General features: G+C 69.9%; 19 protein-coding genes. 7 read left to right on the top strand and 12 right to left on the bottom strand.

Annotation, left to right across the window (positions count from 1 at the left end; genetic code table 11):
* Positions 1 to 97: 97 nt before the first annotated feature.
* Together VFI59_03880 and VFI59_03885 are read left to right on the top strand one after the other, a co-directional pair.
* The gene (locus VFI59_03880; protein HET6712830.1) at positions 98 to 1,060 is read left to right on the top strand and encodes a polymer-forming cytoskeletal protein; all 963 of its coding nucleotides are present in this window, start codon (positions 98 to 100) and stop codon (positions 1,058 to 1,060) included.
* Positions 1,061 to 1,104: 44 nt separating this feature from the next.
* Positions 1,105 to 2,331 carry an arginine deiminase gene (locus tag VFI59_03885; GenBank protein HET6712831.1) on the top strand — a complete coding sequence of 409 codons (1,227 nt, stop codon included), beginning with the start codon at positions 1,105 to 1,107 and terminating at the stop codon, positions 2,329 to 2,331.
* A gap of 31 nt (positions 2,332 to 2,362) precedes the next feature.
* Here VFI59_03885 and VFI59_03890 read toward each other — a convergent pair whose 3' ends face one another.
* The 3 genes from VFI59_03890 to VFI59_03900 all read right to left on the bottom strand — a co-directional run bounded on the left by VFI59_03890 (position 2,363) and on the right by VFI59_03900 (position 4,795).
* Positions 2,363 to 3,412, bottom strand: a complete 1,050-nt coding sequence (locus VFI59_03890; GenBank protein ID HET6712832.1) for a M23 family metallopeptidase — start codon at positions 3,410 to 3,412, stop codon at positions 2,363 to 2,365.
* A 167-nt stretch (positions 3,413 to 3,579) separates the two neighbouring features.
* Positions 3,580 to 4,266, bottom strand: coding sequence for a zf-HC2 domain-containing protein (locus VFI59_03895; GenBank protein ID HET6712833.1), 687 nt, complete (start codon positions 4,264 to 4,266; stop codon positions 3,580 to 3,582).
* Positions 4,247 to 4,795 carry a sigma-70 family RNA polymerase sigma factor gene (locus tag VFI59_03900; GenBank protein ID HET6712834.1) on the bottom strand — a complete coding sequence of 183 codons (549 nt, stop codon included), beginning with the start codon at positions 4,793 to 4,795 and terminating at the stop codon, positions 4,247 to 4,249. The genes VFI59_03895 and VFI59_03900 overlap by 20 nt, the downstream gene beginning before the upstream one ends.
* A 122-nt stretch (positions 4,796 to 4,917) precedes the next feature.
* On the opposite strand from VFI59_03900, the gene VFI59_03905 reads away from it, so the two are divergent.
* Positions 4,918 to 5,433, top strand: a complete 516-nt coding sequence (locus tag VFI59_03905) for a hypothetical protein (GenBank protein ID HET6712835.1) — start codon at positions 4,918 to 4,920, stop codon at positions 5,431 to 5,433.
* Between the two features lie 22 nt (positions 5,434 to 5,455).
* Here the strand turns inward: VFI59_03905 and VFI59_03910 are convergent, their stop codons facing one another.
* From VFI59_03910 to VFI59_03950, 9 genes are all read right to left on the bottom strand, one after another.
* Positions 5,456 to 5,917 carry a methylglyoxal synthase gene (locus VFI59_03910; GenBank protein ID HET6712836.1) on the bottom strand — a complete coding sequence of 154 codons (462 nt, stop codon included), beginning with the start codon at positions 5,915 to 5,917 and terminating at the stop codon, positions 5,456 to 5,458.
* Between the two features lie 81 nt (positions 5,918 to 5,998).
* On the bottom strand, positions 5,999 to 6,667 hold the full coding sequence (locus tag VFI59_03915; GenBank protein ID HET6712837.1) for a dienelactone hydrolase family protein: 669 nt from the start codon (positions 6,665 to 6,667) through the stop codon (positions 5,999 to 6,001).
* A 69-nt stretch (positions 6,668 to 6,736) separates the two neighbouring features.
* Positions 6,737 to 7,315: a WHG domain-containing protein gene (locus tag VFI59_03920; protein HET6712838.1), complete on the bottom strand. Its 579-nt coding sequence runs from the start codon at positions 7,313 to 7,315 to the stop codon at positions 6,737 to 6,739.
* Complete coding sequence (locus VFI59_03925; GenBank protein HET6712839.1) at positions 7,308 to 8,141, bottom strand: alpha/beta hydrolase; 834 nt, start codon at positions 8,139 to 8,141, stop codon at positions 7,308 to 7,310. Before VFI59_03925 ends, VFI59_03920 begins: the two co-directional genes overlap by 8 nt.
* Positions 8,142 to 8,264: 123 nt before the next feature.
* Positions 8,265 to 9,239, bottom strand: coding sequence for a quinone oxidoreductase (locus VFI59_03930; protein HET6712840.1), 975 nt, complete (start codon positions 9,237 to 9,239; stop codon positions 8,265 to 8,267).
* Between the two features lie 249 nt (positions 9,240 to 9,488).
* A complete protein-coding gene (locus VFI59_03935; GenBank protein ID HET6712841.1) occupies positions 9,489 to 11,129 on the bottom strand; it encodes an NAD(P)/FAD-dependent oxidoreductase in 1,641 nt (546 codons plus the stop codon).
* The gene (locus tag VFI59_03940) at positions 11,129 to 12,301 is read right to left on the bottom strand and encodes an amidohydrolase family protein (GenBank protein ID HET6712842.1); all 1,173 of its coding nucleotides are present in this window, start codon (positions 12,299 to 12,301) and stop codon (positions 11,129 to 11,131) included. Before VFI59_03940 ends, VFI59_03935 begins: the two co-directional genes overlap by 1 nt.
* A gap of 33 nt (positions 12,302 to 12,334) precedes the next feature.
* Positions 12,335 to 13,714 (bottom strand): glutamine synthetase family protein, encoded by a 1,380-nt coding sequence (locus VFI59_03945; protein ID HET6712843.1) that lies wholly within the window; start codon positions 13,712 to 13,714, stop codon positions 12,335 to 12,337.
* A complete protein-coding gene (locus VFI59_03950; protein ID HET6712844.1) occupies positions 13,711 to 14,583 on the bottom strand; it encodes a MurR/RpiR family transcriptional regulator in 873 nt (290 codons plus the stop codon). Before VFI59_03950 ends, VFI59_03945 begins: the two co-directional genes overlap by 4 nt.
* 143 nt (positions 14,584 to 14,726) lie before the next feature.
* Between VFI59_03950 and VFI59_03955 the strand changes: the two genes are divergently transcribed.
* Genes VFI59_03955 through VFI59_03970 form a run of 4 tightly spaced genes read left to right on the top strand, consistent with a single transcriptional unit; the run spans position 14,727 to position 19,443 of the window.
* On the top strand, positions 14,727 to 15,926 hold the full coding sequence (locus VFI59_03955; protein HET6712845.1) for an ABC transporter substrate-binding protein: 1,200 nt from the start codon (positions 14,727 to 14,729) through the stop codon (positions 15,924 to 15,926).
* 2 nt (positions 15,927 to 15,928) lie between these two features.
* Positions 15,929 to 16,696 (top strand): ABC transporter ATP-binding protein, encoded by a 768-nt coding sequence (locus tag VFI59_03960; protein HET6712846.1) that lies wholly within the window; start codon positions 15,929 to 15,931, stop codon positions 16,694 to 16,696.
* A gap of 9 nt (positions 16,697 to 16,705) precedes the next feature.
* Positions 16,706 to 17,596: a branched-chain amino acid ABC transporter permease gene (locus VFI59_03965; protein HET6712847.1), complete on the top strand. Its 891-nt coding sequence runs from the start codon at positions 16,706 to 16,708 to the stop codon at positions 17,594 to 17,596.
* Positions 17,597 to 17,646: 50 nt separating this feature from the next.
* Entirely contained in the window at positions 17,647 to 19,443 is a 1,797-nt protein-coding gene (locus VFI59_03970) for a branched-chain amino acid ABC transporter ATP-binding protein/permease (protein HET6712848.1), read from the top strand.
* The last annotated feature ends 7 nt before the right edge of the window (positions 19,444 to 19,450 follow it).

Genomic DNA, 19,450 nt, shown 5'->3' on the forward strand with positions numbered 1-19,450 from the left:
GACCGACCCTTGGCGCTCGGGACGCGCCGGCCACGACCTTGCGGACAGTCGAGCGTCGGCCGTACGCTCGGCCCATCGGATCCGGGGAGGGAGCTCGATGCGCACGCCCGTTCGGTCACGACGCACAGACAGGTCCGCGTTCCTGCGAGCCACGATCGGGCTCGCCCTGATCGTCGTCGCTTGGCTCGCGCTCGCGTCGCCCGCCTCGGCCCAGGATGCGGAGACCGGCCCACGGGACGAGCAGATCGTGCTCAGCGGCCGGCTCCTGGTTGCCGAGGGCGAGACGGTCGACAGCGCGGTGATCTTCAACGGTCCGGCTGCGATCGAGGGAACGGTCACGGAGTCCGTCGTCGTGTTCAACGGTCGGACCGAGGTCTCCGGCACGGTGGGGGGCGACGTCGTGGTGTTCAACGGGTCGGTCACGGTGCGCTCGGGCGCCACGATCGGCGGCAACCTGGTCACGGTCGACGATCCCGAGGTCGAGCCGGGAGCGACCGTACGCGGTGAACAACGCCGCGTGAGTACCGACTTCGATGCCACGGCGTTCGGCTTCGCGAGCCGCCTCGCCTGGTGGATCGGCTACTCCGTCTCGACGTTGCTGCTCGGGTTGGCGCTGCTGGCGCTCGCACCCGGGCTCGACCTCGCGGTGGCGGCCGCCGCGCGCGAGCGCACGGGCGCGACGATCGGATTCGGCGCGGGGGCGTTCTTCCTGCTGCCCGTCGCCGCCGTGTTGCTGCTGGTGATCGTCGTGGCGATCCCGCTTGGACTGTTCCTGTTGCTCGCATTCGCGTTGCTGTACACGATCGGGTACGTGGCCGGCGCCCACGTGCTCGGGCGTCGCCTCATGGAACCCCCGAAGTCGCGGTTCGTCGCCTTCCTGGTGGGATGGGCGATCCTGCGTGCGATCGCGCTGATCCCGTTGGTCGGCGGGCTCACGTGGATGGTCACGGCCATCGTGGGGCTGGGGGCGCTGTGGGTGGCGGCGCGCTTCGGCGCGTCGTCGGCCCCGTCGGCACCCGAGTCGCTCGCGGTGCCCCCGATGCCGCCGACCGCCTCGTAGGGCTTGGGCGCGAACCGGCGACGGACGGGGTGTAGCCTCTGGCCGTGACCGAGGCCGCCGCACCGGACCCCGTCCCCCGCTGCTACGTGGGGTCCGAGGTCGGCCGGCTGCGCCGGGTGATGCTGCACCGACCGGGACTCGAGCTGCAGCGGCTGACGCCGGGCACCGCTCGGGAGCTGCTCTTCGACGGTGTGCTGTGGGTCGGCCGGGCGCGGGAGGAGCACGACGCGTTCGCCGAGGCCCTCTCCTCACGCGGCGTCGAGATCGTCTACCTCGACGACCTGCTCGCCGACGTGCTCGAGGAGCCCGACGTGCGGGCCGATCTCGTGCAGCACCTCGACCCCGACCTGCTCGGCCCCACGCTCGGGCCCGAGGTGCGCGAGTGGCTGATGGCCCTCGCCTCGCCCGACCTCGCCCAGCACCTGGTGGCCGGGGTGACGTTCGATGAGCTGCCGTTCACCAGCGACAGCATCGTGGCGCGTATGGGTCGCGGGTACGTCGCGGCGCCGCTTCCCAACACGTTGTTCATGCGCGACACGTCGGCGTGGATCTACGCTGGCGTCTCGATCAACACGATGGCGATGCCGGCGCGCATCCGGGAGTCGCTGCACCTGCAGGCCGTCTACGACCATCACCCGATGTTCGCCGGCGCCGACTTCGAGGTGTGGAGCGACGGGGCGGGGCCGATGTTCCTGGAAGGCGGCGACGCCCTGGTGATCGGCAACGGTGCGGTGCTCATCGGCATGGGAGAGCGGACGCATCCGGCCGCCGTCGAGCTGCTGGCGCAGCGGCTCTTCCAGGCCGAGGCCGCGACGCAGGTGATCGCGGTCGAGATCCCCTCGCAGCGGTCGAGCATGCATCTCGACACGGTGCTCACGATGCTCGACGTCGACGCGTTCACCGTCTTCCCCGACGCGCGCGACGCGATGACGACCTACGTGGTCACCCCGGGTCGAACCGGGCTCACCGTGGAGGAGTCTGACGACCTCTTTGACGCGATCGCGCGGGCGCTCGACGTGCCGAGGATCCGTCAGTTCGAGACCGGGGGCGACCGGTTCCAGGCCGAGCGCGAGCAATGGGACGACGGCAACAACGTGCTCGCGATCGCGCCGGGCGTCGTCGTGGCCTACGAACGCAACGTCGACACGAACCACCGCCTGCGCGACGGGGGCATCGAGGTGATCACGATCGACGGCGAAGAGCTCGGCCGCGGCCGCGGCGGCCCGCGATGCATGAGCTGCCCGCTCGAACGCGACGCGATCGCGCGCTGAACGAGACCATCTGACGAACCGCTCGGCTCGATCATCGCTCGAGCGGTTCCTCCGCGTAGGGCGGCGCGAGCGCGAGACGATCGGCGCGACACGCCCGGTTGAGGAGCGGATACGGGTCGATCGCGTCCATCACGCGTCGATGCCCCGACGGCGCCCGGTGCAGCGTCCGCGTCAGCGCCCATGGATGCCACTCGAAGTGGTCGTGCGGACCGCGGGCGTCACCCGACGCCCCCACGTAGCCGACCACGTCCCCGGTGCGCACGGCGCCGAGCTTCCCGACGCGGCTCAGATGCACGTTGCGAACGTAGCCGTGCTCACCGATCACCGTCACGTACAGCCCGGCGAACCACGAGTCGCGGTGCGCGATCGCGTACCCGTCGAACGGCGCCACGATCGCGCGTCCGGTCGGGGCGGCGACGTCGTTGCCCCAGTGCGGGTGGTAGCCCCCGACCGTCCTGCGGTCGCCGAAGTCGTCGTCGTAGTAGACGGGACCCGTGACCGGACACCGTCGGAACGGCTCGCGGCTGGGTCGGTCCACCGTGCCCGGGCGCGGCAGCGAGTTGAAGCGGCCGGTGGCCTTGATATGGGCCCACGCGGCCGTCGGCGTGCCGTGGTTCAACCAGATCCAACGGAGCCCCGCGATCAGCTGCTGGGCCCACGCCGTGTTCGCGATCGTGTTCGGACACTCGGCCCACCCCCACTTGAAGCACGTCACCTGCAGCCGCAGCGCGCTGCGGTCGGCGGTCATCCAGGTGCCGACGATCGTCTGCATCTCCTCCACGGTCATGGCGAAGAGGCCACGCCACACGAAGCGGGCGCCGCCGACCGTGCGGGAGTCGGTCCGGAACCCGGACCCCTGCCAACAGACGATCTTCGCGATCTCGGGCGAGTCGGCCCACGCCCTCGGCAGGTCCCCCGAGACGCGGATCGCCGTGCGAACCTGGCGCTGGAAGCGGCGGGGCGCGTCGGGGCGGTAGCAGCCTTCGAGGGCCTCCGGAAGGCTCTGCGCGTGGGCGCCCGCGACGGGCAACGTGGCCGCGACGAGCGCGAGCATCAGCGCGCCGAACAACGAGGTACGCACGTTCGCTCCTGGAGACGGGCCCGGAAAGTGAGAAACCGCCGGAACCCGAGGGCCCCAGCGGTTTCTCGTGACGGAAGATACGCGGAACCCCGGCGGGGGGTCAACCCGGAACCGGTGTTCCTGTCACTCTTTCTCTTCTCGGGGACACCGCGGCCCGCCACCGGTGATCAGGAGGCCGTGAGGGCCGGGATCGTGCCTTCCATCACGGTGTCTCCGTCGGGCGTGCTGACGCCGACCGCGGTGGCGCGCTCCCGAGGCAGGGTCGAGTACAGGCTGATGTAGAGGTGGCCCTCGACACCGACGAAGGTGCCGAGCGGGGCGCGAGCCCCCGTGCCGACCTCCTCGAGCCAGACCGCGTAGGTCTCGCCGGCGGCGAGCCCCGACGTCGTCAGCTCGACCCAGGTGCTCCGCGCGTCCTCGTGGACGACGGCCTCGCCGATCACGCCGGGTTGCGCGGCCACCATCGCGACGACCTCGCCGCCTCGCGGCTCGGACGGATCCGAGGCGATCGTGGCGAACACCGTCACGATCGCCAGCGCCGCCGCGACCGCCGCGACCCGCACCCCGACCGAGCGGCGCCGGCCACGGTCCCGTAAGCGGCGCTCGCGCTCGATGCGCCCGAGCACCGCGTCGAGCATCTCGCGCGGCGGTTCTGATCCCGCGGTCGTTCCGATGCGCTCGGGGTCGGCCAACGGCAGCAGGTCGGCCACGGGGGCAAGCTCGGCGGCGTCGCGCCGGCACGCTCGACAGACGTCGAGGTGCCCACGGACGGCACTCTCCTCGGCGGGCTCGAGATGCCCGAGCACGAAGGCGCCCAGCAGCGGCCGCACGTGGTCATCGGGTCGCGACGTCATCCCACCCCATCTCCTCCAACGTCAGGCGAAGCGCGCGCAGCGCGTAGTACACCCGGCTCTTCACGGTCCCCTCGGGGATCCCGAGCTCGGCGGCCACCTCCGCGTACGGGCGCCGCCGGAAATAGGTCTCGAGCACGACGTGGCGGTGATCGTCGCCGATACGGCGGAGCGCCTCCTCGATCTGCCAGGCCAGCAGCGCTTGCTCGAGCCGGTCCTCGGGCGACGCGACGCCGTCGGCGGCGCGCTGGAGCGCCTCGTCGGTCGCCGGCTCCGGCCAGATCGCACGGGCCCTCGCGATGTCGATCACCACGTGCCGGAGGATCGCGAAGAGCCATCCACGCACGGTGCCGAGCTCGGGATCGAACCGATCGCCGAAGCGCCACGCCCGGACGAACGTCTCCTGCACGGCTTCCTCGGCAAGCCCGCGGTCGTTCAACGAGCGCATCGCGAAGCCGAACATCTCGCCGGCGTGGGCAGCATAGGCAGCCCTGATGCCGGTCTCGTCGAGATCGAACCGCGCGGTACCCATCGCCGTGACGAGGGTACGGTGCGGGGGGGAACTCGGTTCACGACGGCGGTGAACCCGGCTCGGCGATCGCCCGTATCCCCTCCGACGCCACGACGGACCACGGAGCGAAGGGAGACGCCACGATGGGGATCGGGAAGCGCTCGGTCGCGATCGGGCTGGGGCTGACGTTGCTGCTCGCCGCGTGCGGCGACGATGGCGGCGACGGAGCTGCCGGGGGCAACGGACCGACTGAGGCGAGCCCCTCGACCGACGAGAGCCCCGCCGAGGAGACTGCCACGCTGCGGCTCGCGAAGTCCGACCTCGGCTCGATCCTCGTCGATGCTGACGGCATGACCCTCTACCTGTTCGAGGCCGACACCGACGGGTCGAGCACGTGCTACGACGACTGCGCCACCTCGTGGCCGGCGCTGATCGACGACGCGCCGTCGGCCGGTGCGGGGGTCGACGAGTCGCTGCTCGGTACCACCGAGCGCGACGACGGGGAGGTGCAGGTCACCTATGGCGGCCAGCCTCTCTACTCCTTCGCGTCGGACCAGGCGCCCGGCGACGTCGAGGGCCAGGGCGTCGGCGACGTGTGGTTCGTGGTCGATGCCTCGGGCGATGCCGTCGTCGAGGAGGCCCGGAGACCCGGTTACTGAGACCGCGCGGTCGCGCCTCGCCTCAGGCGCCCGCGAGCACGGACTCGGCAGCGCTGCGGCCCCACCACATCGCCTGGGAGAGCGAGCGCAAGAGGATCTCGGCCGACGCCAGGTTCGTCGCCAGCGGCACCCCATGGATGTCGCATACCTTCAACAGCGCCTGGATGTCGGGCTCGTGGGGGTGTGAGGTCAACGGGTCGCGGAGGAACACCACGGCGTCGACGTCGCCCGACACGATGCGGGCACCGATCTCGAGGTCGCCGCCCTCGGGTCCGCTGTGGACGCGATCCACCTCGAGGCCGAGGGTCTCGGCGATCTGTCCACCCGTGTGTCCGGTCGCGATCAGCCGCAGGTTCGCAAGCGTCGAACGGTGGCGAGCCGCGAGCTGGAGCAGGTCGTCCTTCTTCTCGTCGTGCGCGACCAACGCCAGCACCGCGCGTTCGGACCGTTCGTCGCCTTGATAGATGCCCATGGAGGAAGTCATGCATCGAGGCTACGAGCGGGGTCGTCGCAGCGACAGGCATGCGACGTAACGGTCGTGTGAAGTCTCGACGCCGTCGGTGCGTCACCTGGCGAGCCGACGCGTGAACCAGTCGGAAGCCAGGCGAGCGACCTCATCGAGCGTGCCGGGTTCCTCGAACAGGTGCGTGGCGCCGGGGATCACGGCGATCTCGACCTCACAGGTCATGCGGGCCGCCGCATCTCGGTTCATGCCGAGCACCTCGTGGTCGAGGCTCCCCACGATCAACAGGGTCGGCACCTGCACGCGCGGGAGGGCATCGCCGGCGAGGTCGGGCCGTCCACCTCGCGACACGACGGTGCGCACCGAGGTGGGGCGCTCTGCCGCCGCGACGAGCGCGGCCGCGGCGCCGGTGCTCGCGCCGAACGTCCCGACCGGCAGACCGGCGGTGTCCGGGCGATCGGCGATCGCGTCACCGGCGACCAGCAGTCGCTCGGCGAGCAGGGGGATATCGAACCGCAGATGCCCGGTCCGCAGGTCGACGGCTTCCTCGGCGGAGGTCAGCAGGTCGAAGAGCAACGTCGCGAGCCCATCGACATTGAGCGCCCCGGCCACCATGCGGTTCCTCGGGCTGTGACGGCTGCTGCCGCTGCCGTGGGCGAAGAGCACGAGGCCGCGAGCGTCGTGGGGCAACCGAAGGTCGCCCTCGATCTCGCCCGAGCCCGCCACCCGGTCCGAGACCCCGACGCGGACCGCCCGCTCGACGATGTCCATGGCTGCCTCGCTCCCCCAGCCACGGTAGCCGCCCCGCGCGAGTGTGGAGCCCCTGCGAACGTCCCGGCTTCACGAGGACCGGCGCTCGGGACGCCAGTCGAGGAACGCGGTGTCGAGGATCTGCACCAGCCGCGCGAACGACCGGTCGACGTCGCGTGGCATGCCGAACCCGCCGACGGCCTCGAGCGAGACGAAGCCGTGCAAGGCGGCCCGCAGGGACCGGGTCGCGTCGATCGCATCGTCCCCGCTGAGTCCGTATCGGGCGAGCATCGAGAACACGGTCTGCAGCAGGTCGCGACTCGCCGCACCCGCGTCGTGATCGTGAGGGTCGACCGCCCGGAGGGTGGACGCGTACCGGCCCGGGTGCGAACGCGCGTACCCGCGGTACGCGTCGGCGACGGCCCGCAGTCCGTCGACGCCATGCCGTTCGACGGCCGACGCGAGCGCGATGCCGAGCTCGCGCAGCGCCAGCACGGTGAGGTCGCGACGCAGTTCGCCCAGGCCGTCGACGTGCTTGTAGAGGCTGGGCACCGCGACGCCGAGGCGCGTGGCCACCGCCGCGAGGGTGAGCCGGTCGTACCCGACCTCGTCCGCGACCCGCGCCGCCTCGGCGACGACGACCTCCCGCGAGAGCCCCGCTCTAGGCACGCCCGGTCGCCTCGGCCAGGAACGCGACGACCTGCGGTGTGACGATCTCCGGGTACTCCGCCTGGGGGTAGTGGCCGGCGTCCGGCACGATCACGACGCGTCCACGCAGGCGATCGGCGATCAGGTGCGCCTCCGCGGCCGGGTCGGGGAAGTCGGCATCGCGTTCACCCATCACCACGAGCGTCGGGGCCCGCACGTCGCCGAGTCTCGCCTCCGCTGGCGCGTGCGACGTGTGGGTGGTGGCGACGAACGCCCGCCAATGTCCGGGACGACGGAGGCTCTCGCCGATACGCGCCAGGTGCGCCGGCAGGTCCGCCGGCGGCCGTCCGGGGTGGACCTTCGCGTAGTACGCGTTCCACACCGTCGGGCCCCAGGGCTTGCGGAGCCCGACGCGGAGGGCCAGCTTCGCCGGGAGCCCGGGCGGGATGTCGCGGACGAACGGGCCGACGAGCACGAGCCCGCGGACGAGGTCGGGACGCTCGACGGACGCCCACACCGCCGCTCCTGCGGCCATCGAGTTGCCGACGAGGACGGCCGGGCCGCCGAGGTGCTCGGTCAGCGCCAGCATGTCGCTGCCGGCGGCGACATCGTCGTACGACGAGAACGTGGCGTCGCTGTCTCCGTGGCCGCGCAGGTCCATCGTCGCGACCCGGTAGCCTGCGTCGACCAGGCCCGGTATCAGGAAGCGGTAGACCGATCGCAGATCGCCGAGCCCGGGCGCGCAGACGACGAGCGGACCCTCGCCCGTGACGTCGTAGGCGATCCGTCCCTCGGGACGGGCCAGGTACGCGGTGGCTCGGGGGCCATCGGTGGTCGCGCTGCTCATGATGGCTTCCTCCTCGTGGCGTTGACCGTGCTCGGCTTTGGCTAACGTCATTAGCTTCATGGATGCAGTGTGGCTAAGGTCATTAGCTTTGTCAAGCGACCCGACGGATGGGGAGGAGCGGACTCAGCGGCCGGTGACGAGCAGGAGCTTGCCCGAGGTGGTGCCGCTCGCCAGCGCACGGTGCGCGTCGGCGGCGCGTTCCAGGGGGAACCGCTCGTGCACGCGCACGTCGAGTTCGCCGCTCGTCATCATCGAGAACACTGCGCCGGCCCGTTCCAGGAGCTCGTCGCGGGTCGCGGTGTAGTCGGCGAGGCCGGGACGGGTGAGGAAGACCGAGCCGGGGGGTTGCAGTCGGCGGAGGTCGAACGGCGGCACGGGCCCGCTCGATTGGCCGAACACCACGAGGGTGCCGCGCCGGGCGAGCGAGACGAGGCTGTCCTCGAACGTGTCCTTGCCGATCGAGTCGAAGACGACCCGGGCACCGATCCCCGCACCCTGGGCCCGAACGACCTCGCCGAGGTCCCGCGTGCCCCTGACCACGACGTCGGATGCCCCCGCGCCCGCGGCGAGTTCCGCCTTGGCCTCGGTCGACGTCGTGCCGACCACGCGCAGCCCCCTCGCCGATGCCATCTGGGTGAGCAGCAACCCCACGCCACCGGCCGCCGAGTGGACCACGACGACGTCACCCGCCTCGAGAGGCGCGATCGACTCGACCAGGAAATGCGCCGTCATGCCCTGCAGCAGCACGGTCGCCGCGCTCTCCGTCGAGATTCCCTCGGGAACCGGCACGAGACGGCCCGCGGGAACGACGGCCGCGTCCGCGTAGGCGCCGGGCACCATCGCGAACGCCACGCGGTCGCCGACTGCCACGTCCTGGACCCCAGGGCCGACCTCGAGCACCTCGCCGGCTCCCTCGGTACCGGGGGTGTACGGCAGCGGCACCGAATACGCGCCCGAGCGCTGCTGGACGTCGATCATGTTCACGCCCGCGGCGTCGAGACCGACCAGGGCCTCGCCCTCGGCCGGTTCCGGTCGTTCGACGTCCTCCATGACCATGACGTCCGGATCGCCCTGCTCGTGGATGCGGATCGCGCGCATCTGCTCCCCCTCTTGATCGCTCCCCCGCAGGGTACGCAACCGGCAGGTCGCCCGGAGCGAGCGTCCGGCGGCGTGTGCGAACAGCGCGTTTGACGCCGATCGAACGCTCAGTCACCGTCGAGTGGGGCGGGGGCCATCTTCCAGCTCGGCAGGGTCCGTGCCGCGCGGCGCCCCCGTGTGACCGGCATCGCGGCGGCCGGCTCGTGCCGTTCGTGCCCCCGCCCCGCCACCGTCCGTGCAGGTCGGCGCTCAGCGCCGGCGGCGGATTCTTGCCCCACGTCGCCGGTGATCCGCTCGGGCCGCGCGGTATGCCTGCCAGCCCGGAACCCCGTTGACGCCTCCCCCAGCATGGGTGGCAGACGAGCCGTGGTAGAGACCGGCGATCGGGGTGCGGTAATCGGCGTATCCGGGCGACGGTCGCATGTGGAAGAGCTGATCGACCGTCAGCTCCCCATGGAAGATGTTCCCGCCGACCAGCCCGAGCTCCTGCTCCATGTCGAAGGGACCGATCACCTGGCGATCGATCACCGCATCGCGGAAGTTCGGCGCCAGTTCCGTGTAGCCATCGATCGCCCGATCGGCAAACGCCTCGAGCTCGTCGCGGTGCGGCTCCGCGTTCCACTCGTGGGGCACCCACTGGCTGAACATCGAGAAGACCTGCACGCCCTCCGGCGCGAGGTCGGTGTCGATCGTCGTGGGGATCGCTCCATCGACGAAGGGCGCGGTCGCCGCCCGATGCTCCAGGTGGGCGTCCTGGAACGCGCGCTCCGCGTACTCGCGCGAGAGGCAGAGCTCGACCGAGCCCGTGTGGTGATCCTGGAGGTCGGTGCCGGGGTCGGCGCTGAAGTCGGGGAGCTCACTCATCGCCAGGTTGATCTTCACGACGCCCGATCGCGATTTCCACGACTCGATATCGAAGACGAAATCCTCGGGAAGCTGGGCCCGTTCGATCAACTCGAGGAACGCGATCTTCGGATGGATACAGCTCACGACGATCGGCGCGCGGAGCTCCTCCCCCGACTCCAGCGCCACCCCGACCGCCCGACCGTCCTCCACGAGGATCCGCCGGACTCGCGCCTCGGTCCTGATCTCGCAGCCGTAGGACGTCGCGGCGTCGCGCATCGCGTCGGCCACCGAGCCCATGCCGCCGCGGGGGAAGCCCCAGTTGACGGTGTGACTCTCCCCGCCGCCGACGCCGCCGATCGCGTGGTGCAGCAGCACGTAGGCGGTGCCCGGCTCGTCGGGCCCGGACCACTGTCCGATCAGGCCGTCGACCATCATGATCGTCTTCATCTGCTCGGACTCGAACCATCGATCCAGCAACTCGGAGAGGCTCATCGTGAACAGGCGCGTCGCGTCGGCGATGCCACGGGTTCCGAGCTGACGCATCGTCCACCCAGCCTTCGACTGGGCCAGGAGGTCGCCGAACGACATCGACCCCACGTTGGGCGGCACCCGATGCAGCAGCGGCCCGACCACCTCGGTGATGCCGTGTATCCACGCTTCGTACTCGGGGAGCGTCTCGGCGTCCTTGACGGAGAAGCGAGCGACCGAGGCGTACGTCTTCTCGGCATCGTCGCCGTAGATGCTGATGGAACGTCCGTCGGGGAAGGCCTGGTAGTACGGCCCGAACGGTGTCACGTGGTAGCCGTGCCGCGTGAGCCCGAGCTCCTCGATGATGAACGCCGGCATCAGCGACATCACGTACGAGTAGGTCGAGACGCTGATCTCGGGGTGGTTGGGGAACGGCGCGCTCGTGTCGACCGCACCGCCGACCTTCGAGCGCGCTTCCAACACGACGGTCTGAGCACCCGCCTTCGCGAGGTAGGCACCCGCCACGAGCCCGTTGTGCCCGCCGCCGACGACGATCGCGTGGTATGAACCGGCCATCAGATGCCGTGCAACGTCCGCACGTTGCCCGCGAGCACGCCCCGGCCGATCGACTCAGCGTCGTCGACGGAGAGGAAGTCACGATCGACGAACGAGCCGAGCACGCGCTCGAGCGCTTCCCTCACCAGGCGTGCGGAGACCGGAAACATCTCGGGTTCCGACGACTCGTCGCACCCGTGCACGACCTTCGCCGCCGGCACCGAGCCGAGGATCATCTCGAGGGACCAGTCGATCTGGCCCCACCCCCACGGCACCAGCTCTGAGAGGTCCATGTAGACGTTCGGCAGCACGGTGGGGATATAGGTCGCCTCGGCGACCCAGGGCCAGCCGGAATGGATCATCAGGATCGGCTGGTCCTGGTGCTCGACGAAGAAGGAGAACGCATCCTGTGGCTTCGCGTGCGTGAGGTTCACGTCGGGATCACCCGCCCCCACGTGGACGTGGAACACGCGGTCACGCTCCTTCGCGATCACGAACGCCCGCCGGAGCAGGAAGTCGCGAACCGCCTTGGCGTTGTCCCGGGTCTCACGCCAGCCGTCGGCGCGCCAGCGTTCGTATGCCGCTCCTGCATCGCCCGTTGACGGGTCGGTGATGTCCAGGCCGGTGCGGTAGGCGATGATCGTCTTGAATCCGATCAAGCGCGAATCGTCCGCCGCGATGTTCGCGATCTCCTCGAAGCGCTGCACCGTTCCGTCGAACGAACCCTCCTCCCTGGCTTCGACGATCCAGGGCTCGATTCGGCCCACGCGGTGCACCGGCACGCCGCCGAGCGCCGACTCGAACTCCTCGCGCGTGATCGTCGGCTGTGGATATCCTTCGTCCGCGACCACTGCGACGATGTCCTCGGACTCCAGCAACCCGCGCACGTAGCCAGGCGGATCTGCGCGAAGTGCTGCGTCGCGTGCGGCAACGACCGCCTCCTTCGTGGGCTCGCAGCCGAGGTGCCTCGCGATCCACCGGCGAAGCGCCAACCCGAACATCGTTGAGTCGGTCATCTCCTCCACGAACGCCGCCGCCTCGAGGTTCGCGTGGTTCGAAGAGAGCAGAGCGGTACCGAGGAACATGCACCGCGTCTCGAAGGTCCTGGGCTCACGGTCGAGCAGGTCCTGGCTCCGGAACGGATGGCAGTGCGCGTCGATCACGTCGGCGCCGGCGAGGTCCACTCGTGCCATGATCGCGCTCACTTCCTGGGACCGGGGTCCCGCTCAGAACCGCCAACGCAGGCGGCGGATCAGCTCGTCGTCGTCGAACCCTGCGTACTGCTCGACCTCCCCACGCCGGGTCGCGAGGAACGTCTCGAACAGGAAGTCCCCCATCGCCTCGCGCAGCACCGACGAACCGGCGAGCTCCGCCGCGGCCTCCGACAGCGAGGCCGGGAGTTGTCGAACCCCTCGTTCCGCCTTGACCTGGTCGGGGAGCCCGTCGGGGTCTTCCTCGGTCGATGGCGGCAGGCGATCACCCTCATCGAGCCCGTGCATGGCCGCCGCGAGGAGCGCACCGACCGCCAGGTACGGGTTGGCGGTGCCGTCGACCGGTTTGACCTCGACGTTCGCCGCCCCCGCGGTCGCCTCGGTCGTACCGGCGATGAACCGCAGGGCGGCCTCTCGGTTCTCCGTGCCCCAGCATTGCATCGCTCCCGACCAATGGTGAGGCTGCAGCCGCTGGTAGCCGAGGCAGGTCGGCACGGTCACGGCGACGAGCGCCGGCAGCGCATGCAGGATCCCTGCCACGAAAGCCTCGCCTCGCCCGTGCATGCCCGCCGGACCTTCGCCGCCCGAGAGCAGGTTGCGATCACCCTTCCAGAGGCTGAGGTGCACATGGGCGCCGTTGCCCGTGTCCGGGCCGACCTGGGGGGCGAAGGACGTCTCGAGACCGTGCCTCCGGGCAACGGCGCGGACGGTCTGGCGAACCACCATCGCGGCATCGGCCGCGGCCACGGGGTCGCGCGGAGCGATCGACAACTCGAACTGGCCGTCGGCGTACTCGGGGTGCAGTTGCTGCAGCCCGAGCCGCTGCGCCTCCATCGTGGTCACCAGGTCGAGCGCGAAGTCGTGGTTGCGGATGAGCGCGATGTCGCTGTAGCCGGGTCCGTCATGGGCGGGAACGAAGTCTCCGCCATCACCTCGCGTCCCGACCGAGAACTCGAACTCGAAGACCGCGTCGACCGAGAGCCCCCGCTGGGTGAGGGCGTCCGCCATGCGCCGCGCAAACGCCCGGGGGCATCCGGGATAGGGCTCGCCCTCTTGCGTGTACTGATCGACCGGCGCCCACGCCCACCCGGGCAAGGCGGCGAGCGGCACGGTGGCGGCCGGGTCGGGTCGCAGCCGAAGGTCACCGCTCGGCCCGTCGATGTAGCCGGATAGCAGTGCGAACTGATCGTTCGACATCGCCACGTTGAACAACGTCGACAGCCCGGCGCCCGAGGTGGCGACGTCAACGAAACGGGCGATCGGCACGGTCTTCGCGCGCACGATCATCGATGGGTCGACGAACCCGAGCACGACCGCGGCGACCCCGGCTTCCTCGAGCCGAGCCTGAACGCTTGCGGCGTCGGTCGGGTGGCGGGGGTCGGTCGTCCGGTTCACCCCGTCTTCACGCTTCCTCCCTCGGCGGCCATGGGATCGTCCACCCGCCCGTGGGCGGCCTCGAGCTCCGCAACCCGCGCCTGCCCTTCATCGCCGAGCGCAACCACGACCTTGGCCGCGATCAATTCGGTGAGTGCGAACGCCCCCAACAAGGAATCGAACGGCGAGGCGGAATCGGCATGCGAGATCAGCACATGACGAGCCGCCTCGACCGCCGGCGAGAGCCACGGGTCGGTAAAGACGATGACGACAGCTCCCCGCTCGGCCGCGATCGTGCCCGAGGCGATCGTGTCGCGCTGATACCTTCGGTAGTCGAAGAGGCAGAGCACATCGCGGCGTGAGAGCTCCATGCTGTCGAGTACCCGGCGGTCCGGTTCCTCTCCCACCATCGAGCAGCCAGGCCGGAGCATGCGAAGCTGCAGGCACAGGTAGCTCGCCACGAGCTGACTGAACCTGCCGCCGACGAACCAGAGGCGACGCTTCCGATCGCTCAGCAACGCGACGACGTGGGCGAGGTCCTCCTCGAGCGAGGTCGAGGTCAGCGTGGCGTCGAGCGCGTGGGTGAAGGCGTGTTGGGTTCGGCGGAGGACCTCGTCGTCCTGGGTACCCCCCCGGGTCTCGTACAGGGAGGACAGACCCTCCGTACGCGCCTGCACCTCCTTGCGGAGCGATCGTTGGAAGTCCGGATACCCCTCGAACCCGATCTTCCGGACGAAACGAAGCACGGTCGGCCCGGTGACGCCCGCGCCTTCGGCAAGCTGCGGCAGGCTCTCCAAGCCCGCTGTCGGGTACGTCGCCAAGAGCGTGCGCGCGACGCGACGCTCGGCCGGCGTCATCTCACCGAGGCGCTCGCGGACCTCCTCGCCGATCGTCTCGCTGGTGTGCGTGGCCCCTCCCCTCGAGGGTCAGGATTCTTACGCATTCGTCAAGTAAGGGGAAGGCGGTAACGAGCTTGACAGGTTCCTGAACCCAGCGTACGAATGCCCGATAGTCGGCACCGGGAGGTTGGGGGATGCTTCGGAGATCGGTCGCGCTCGTGTTCGTGCTCTGTCTGGTGGGTGCCGCCTGCAGCACCTCCGACGAGGGAGGCGACAACGGTGGAGGTGCCAGCGCGAGCGGTGAAGCCTCCGGCGATCCGATCGTGATCGGCTTCCCTGCCGACCTCACGACCGACTGGGCCTACTACGACTCTCCAATGCAGGAAGGCGCGCAGTTCGCGGTCGACCAGATCAACGAGACCGGCGGCGTGCTCGGACGTCCGCTCGAGCTCCAGACGGTCGACATGCGCAACGACGTGGCTGAGGCGGCCAAGGTCACCCAGCAGCTGATCGACGACGGCGCCGTCTATCTGATCGGCACGGTGGGCGACGGCATCCTCGCCGAGGGGTCGGTCGCGTGCGCCGCCGGCACCCCGATCTCGACCGGACTCGGCACGGCGCCGACGCTCGTCGGCGACATGGGCGCATGCGCGTACCAGCTCGTGATGAGCGACAACATCCAGGCGGCCGTGCTGGCGGAGTACGCGCTCGCGGAGGGGTACGAGACGGCCTACGTGATCGGCTCGAACGAGATCCCGTACACCAAGGATCTGCCGGTCTTCTTCTCGGATGCGTTCGAGAACGGCGGGGGCACCGTCGTCGGCACCGACCAGTACAAGATCGGCGCGGGCGACTACTCGGCGGTCGTCACCAAGCTCGCCAACGTCGACCCGGCTCCCGACGCGGTCTTCACGCCGATGTTCCTGCCGGACAGCGCGGTGTTCCTGCGGCAGCTCCGCCAGGCAGGGCTCACGATGCCTGTGCTCTCGACCGACGGGAACGCCGACGCCGCGCTGCTCGACGCCGGAGCCAAGGCGATCGACGGCCTCACGTTCTCGAACTCGGTCTGCACGGCCGAGGGTGACCCCGAGGTGCAGGCGTTCTACGACGACTACAACACGGCCAACGGATCCGACCCGAGCTCGTACGTGGCGGTGATCGGGTACGACGAGGTCAACCTCGTGGCCGACGCGATCGAGACGGCCGGCAGTGCCGAGCCCGCCGCGATCATCGAGCAGCTCGCGCAGACCGACTTCACGGGCATCTCGGGACAGGTCGTGATGGACCAGGAGACGAGGCGTGCGAACAAGCCGGCGGCCCTGATCCAGATGGACGGCACCGAGTTCACCTGCCTCGAGCAGCCGGACTTCCCGAACTACGTGCCGCCGGTCTAGGCGTGTCGGACGACCGAGGGGAAGACCGGACCGAGCCCGCGGAGGGGGGTCCCCCCCTGCTCGTCGTCGAAGGACTCACCGTGGCCTACGGCGCCGTGGTCGCGATCCGCGACGTCTCACTCGACGTGGGACCCGGCGAGATCGTCGCGGCGCTCGGGCCGAACGGCGCCGGCAAGACGACCCTGCTGCGCACGCTCGCGGGAGCCCTGAAGCCCCAGCACGGCTCGGTCGTCTTCGACGGAGCCGCGCTGACCGGCCTCGTGCCCGAGGCGGTGCTCCGCCGCGGTGTCGCGCTCGTCCCCGAGGGTCGACACGTCTTCCCCAGCCTCACGGTCGAGGAGAATCTCACGATCGGCGGCATCGCCCGCACCGACCACGATGCGATGCGGGCCGATACGGATCGATGGCTCGCCAGGTTCCCGATCCTCGGGGAGCGCGCAAGGCAGCTCGCGGGCACACTCTCGGGAGGTGAGCAACAGCAGCTCGCGATCGCCCGGGCATTGATGTCGCGTCCGAGCATGCTGCTCCTCGACGAGCCGTCGCTCGGCCTGGCGCCGATCTTCGTGGACCGCATCTTCGAGCTGATCCAGCAACTGCGAGCCGAGGGCGTCACCGTGCTGCTCGTGGAACAGAACGTGCACCGTGCGCTCGAGATCGCCGATCGGGCATACGTGCTCTCGGTGGGCTCGGTCGTCGCGTCCGGCCCGACCGACCAGCTCGTCGAAGGTGAGCTGGAACGGTCGTACCTGGGCATCAGTCAGGCGGGGTGAGGTGACGCCGTGAGTCCCTCTGAGTTCGTCCAGCAGCTCGTCAACGCATTGTCGCTCGGCAGCATCTACGCGTTGCTCGCACTCGGACTCTCGATGGTCTACGGCGTGCTGGGCATGCTGAACTTCGCCTACGGCGAGCTCGTCACGATCACCGGCTACTCGATGCTCGCCGCCACCTATCTCGGCGCGCCGTTCTTCGTGGTCGCCCTGGTCGGGGTGATCGCGGCCGGCGTCTCCTCGGTGCTGATGGAGTTGATCGCGTTCCGGCCGTTGCGCAACGCGAGCTTCGTTTCGTTGCTCTTCACGTCGTTCGCGGTGGCGCAGCTGATCCAGGGCGCGTTCCGTCAGGCCGTGTCGGTGCGCTCGCGCGGCATCCCGGTACCGGAGCTGTTCGACGAGGCCGTACAGCTCGGACCGGTGCGGATCAGCGTACTCTCGATCATCACGGCCTCGATCGGCGCGATCTCGCTCCTGGCCCTCACGACGTTCATGCGCCGGTCACGGTCCGGGCTCGCGATGCGCGCGGCGTCGCAGGACTTCACGACCGCCCGTCTGCTGGGTGTGCGCGCCAACCGCGTGATCTCACTGGCGTTCCTGATCTCGGGACTGCTGGCAGGCATCGCCGGCGTGCTCTGGATCGCCCGGACCACATCGGTGAACCCCGCGACCGGCTTCGTCCCGGTGATCCAGGCATTCATCGCCTCGGTGATCGGAGGCTTGGGCAACCTCCGGGGCGCCGTGCTCGGAGGGTTCTTCCTCGGGACCCTCGAGGTCTTCCTCCAGGCGCTGCTGCCGAGCTCCCTTCTGCCGTACGCCCAGGCCACCGCGCTGCTGATCGTGGTCGCGATCCTGTACGTGCGGCCGCAAGGGCTCTTCGGGCAGCGGGTGGAGGCCGTATGAGAGGGCCGATCCCAGGGAACCGCCTTCGGCCGGCACTCTGGGGGACGGCGATGATCTCGTTGCTGCTGATCGGTGGCATGGCGCTCGTGCAGTGGTTCGGATCCTCGTCGTCGAGCCGAACGTTCGTGATGTTCCTCGTCAACGTGATGCTCGTCGTCTCGATCCAGACGTTCATCGGCAACAGTGGCATCGTCTCGTTCGGACACGTGGCGTTCATGGGCGTCGGCGCGTACACGACCGCCCTCGTCACGATCCCCTCCGTGATCAAGGACGCGCAACTGCCCGAGTTGCCATCGACGCTCGCGACCACCGACCTCGGGCTTGTCCCCGCGATCGCGCTGTCGGCCTTGGCCGCGTTCGTCGTGGCGGCGATCTTCGGCGGCGCCATCATCCGCATGACCGAATCGACGATGGCGATGGCCACGCTGGCGCTGCTGGTGATGGTGCACACGTTCTTCCAGAACGCGACGACGTTCACGCGTGGATCGCTCGGCCTGGCGGGGATCCCGGTGCGGACCACGCTCGGTGTGGCAACCGTGGCTGCCATCGTGTTCCTGCTGCTCGGACGCCTCTACAAGGAATCCGGAGCCGGACTGCGCTTGAGGGCGACCCGGGAGGACCCGCTCTCTTCGGCATCGGTCGGTACGAACGTCGTGCGCACCCGGTACGGCGGGTGGCTGCTGAGCGCCGCGATGATGGGAGCGGCGGGATCGCTCTGGGCCCAGAGCGTGATCGCGTTCAACGCGAACCAGTTCTACTTCTCGATCACGTTCGCGCTGCTGGCGATGCTCGTGATCGGCGGCCGTACGTCGCTCACCGGCGCCGTGGCCGGGGCGGCGATCATCACGTTCCTGACGGACACCCTCGCCCGCGTGGAGCAGGGCGTCGCGATCGGTCCGTGGGAGCTGCCCCGCCTGACGGGGACGGTGCAGTTCGCGATCGCCCTGTTGATCATCGTCACGCTGACCCTGCGGCCGGAGGGCATCTTCGACCGATGGGAGATCGACGACCTCCTGCGACGGCTCACCCCGACCGAGCGACGTTCACGCAGAGCTCCGGCCGAGGAACCCGCCCCGGTGCGAGCGGAGGCCGCGACGACGATGCTCGAGCCGTCGGCGGCCGAGCCCGCGCCGGCTGTGCTGCGGGGCGCGAGGGTCGCGAAGCACTTCGAGGGGGTGACCGCATTGGCCGGCGTCGACATCGAGGTGCGGCGGGGGGAGATCCTCGGGCTGATCGGACCCAACGGCTCAGGCAAGACCACGTTGCTGAACGTGATCTCGGGTATATACGTGCCCTCCGACGGCGACATCTCGTTCGACGGGAACACGATCGCCGGGCGCAGGCCCCACCAGGTCGCCGACCTCGGATTGGCGCGCACATTCCAGAACATCAGGCTCTTCGGGCAGCTCACCGTGCGGGAGAACGTGGAGGCAGCCTCCTCGCCCGGCACCGACGCGTCGGCCGTCGACGACGTGCTCGCCTGGTTCGGCCTCAGAACGGTCGAAGGCGAGAAGGCCGTGAACCTGCCGTACGGCGTGCAACGTCGCCTCGAGATCGCGAGGGCCGTGGTGCGCCGCCCGTCGCTCATCCTGCTGGACGAGCCCGCGGCAGGCATGAACGAGACGGAATCGGACGAGCTGCTCGAGAACATCCGGCGCATCCGGTCGAGCCTCGACTGCTCAGTCGTCGTCGTCGATCACGACCTGCGGCTGATCATGAAGCTGTGCGACCGCATCCAGGTCCTCGATCAGGGACGCACGATCGCCCTGGGCCTGCCGCGCGAGATCGCGGAGGACCCGGCCGTGATCGAGGCCTACCTCGGTGGGCCCTCGACGAAGAGCGCGTAGCGACCGG

Source organism: Actinomycetota bacterium (assembly GCA_035697485.1).
Classification (GTDB): Bacteria; Actinomycetota; UBA4738; order UBA4738; family HRBIN12; genus JAOUEA01.

Excerpts from the sequence above, each read along its gene's own strand:
- VFI59_03900 (HET6712834.1), bottom strand. The coding sequence starts at position 4,795 with ATGGGTACCGCGCGGTTCGATCTCGACGAGACCGGCATCAGGGCTGCC.
- VFI59_03905 (HET6712835.1), top strand. The coding sequence starts at position 4,918 with ATGGGGATCGGGAAGCGCTCGGTCGCGATCGGGCTGGGGCTGACGTTG.
- VFI59_03955 (HET6712845.1), top strand. The coding sequence starts at position 14,727 with ATGCTTCGGAGATCGGTCGCGCTCGTGTTCGTGCTCTGTCTGGTGGGT.
- VFI59_03880 (HET6712830.1), top strand. The coding sequence starts at position 98 with ATGCGCACGCCCGTTCGGTCACGACGCACAGACAGGTCCGCGTTCCTG.
- VFI59_03940 (HET6712842.1), bottom strand. The coding sequence starts at position 12,301 with ATGGCACGAGTGGACCTCGCCGGCGCCGACGTGATCGACGCGCACTGC.
- VFI59_03925 (HET6712839.1), bottom strand. The coding sequence starts at position 8,141 with ATGAGCAGCGCGACCACCGATGGCCCCCGAGCCACCGCGTACCTGGCC.
- VFI59_03910 (HET6712836.1), bottom strand. The coding sequence starts at position 5,917 with ATGACTTCCTCCATGGGCATCTATCAAGGCGACGAACGGTCCGAACGC.
- VFI59_03895 (HET6712833.1), bottom strand. The coding sequence starts at position 4,266 with ATGACGTCGCGACCCGATGACCACGTGCGGCCGCTGCTGGGCGCCTTC.
- VFI59_03915 (HET6712837.1), bottom strand. The coding sequence starts at position 6,667 with ATGGACATCGTCGAGCGGGCGGTCCGCGTCGGGGTCTCGGACCGGGTG.
- VFI59_03970 (HET6712848.1), top strand. The coding sequence starts at position 17,647 with ATGATCTCGTTGCTGCTGATCGGTGGCATGGCGCTCGTGCAGTGGTTC.
- VFI59_03930 (HET6712840.1), bottom strand. The coding sequence starts at position 9,239 with ATGCGCGCGATCCGCATCCACGAGCAGGGCGATCCGGACGTCATGGTC.
- VFI59_03935 (HET6712841.1), bottom strand. The coding sequence starts at position 11,129 with ATGGCCGGTTCATACCACGCGATCGTCGTCGGCGGCGGGCACAACGGG.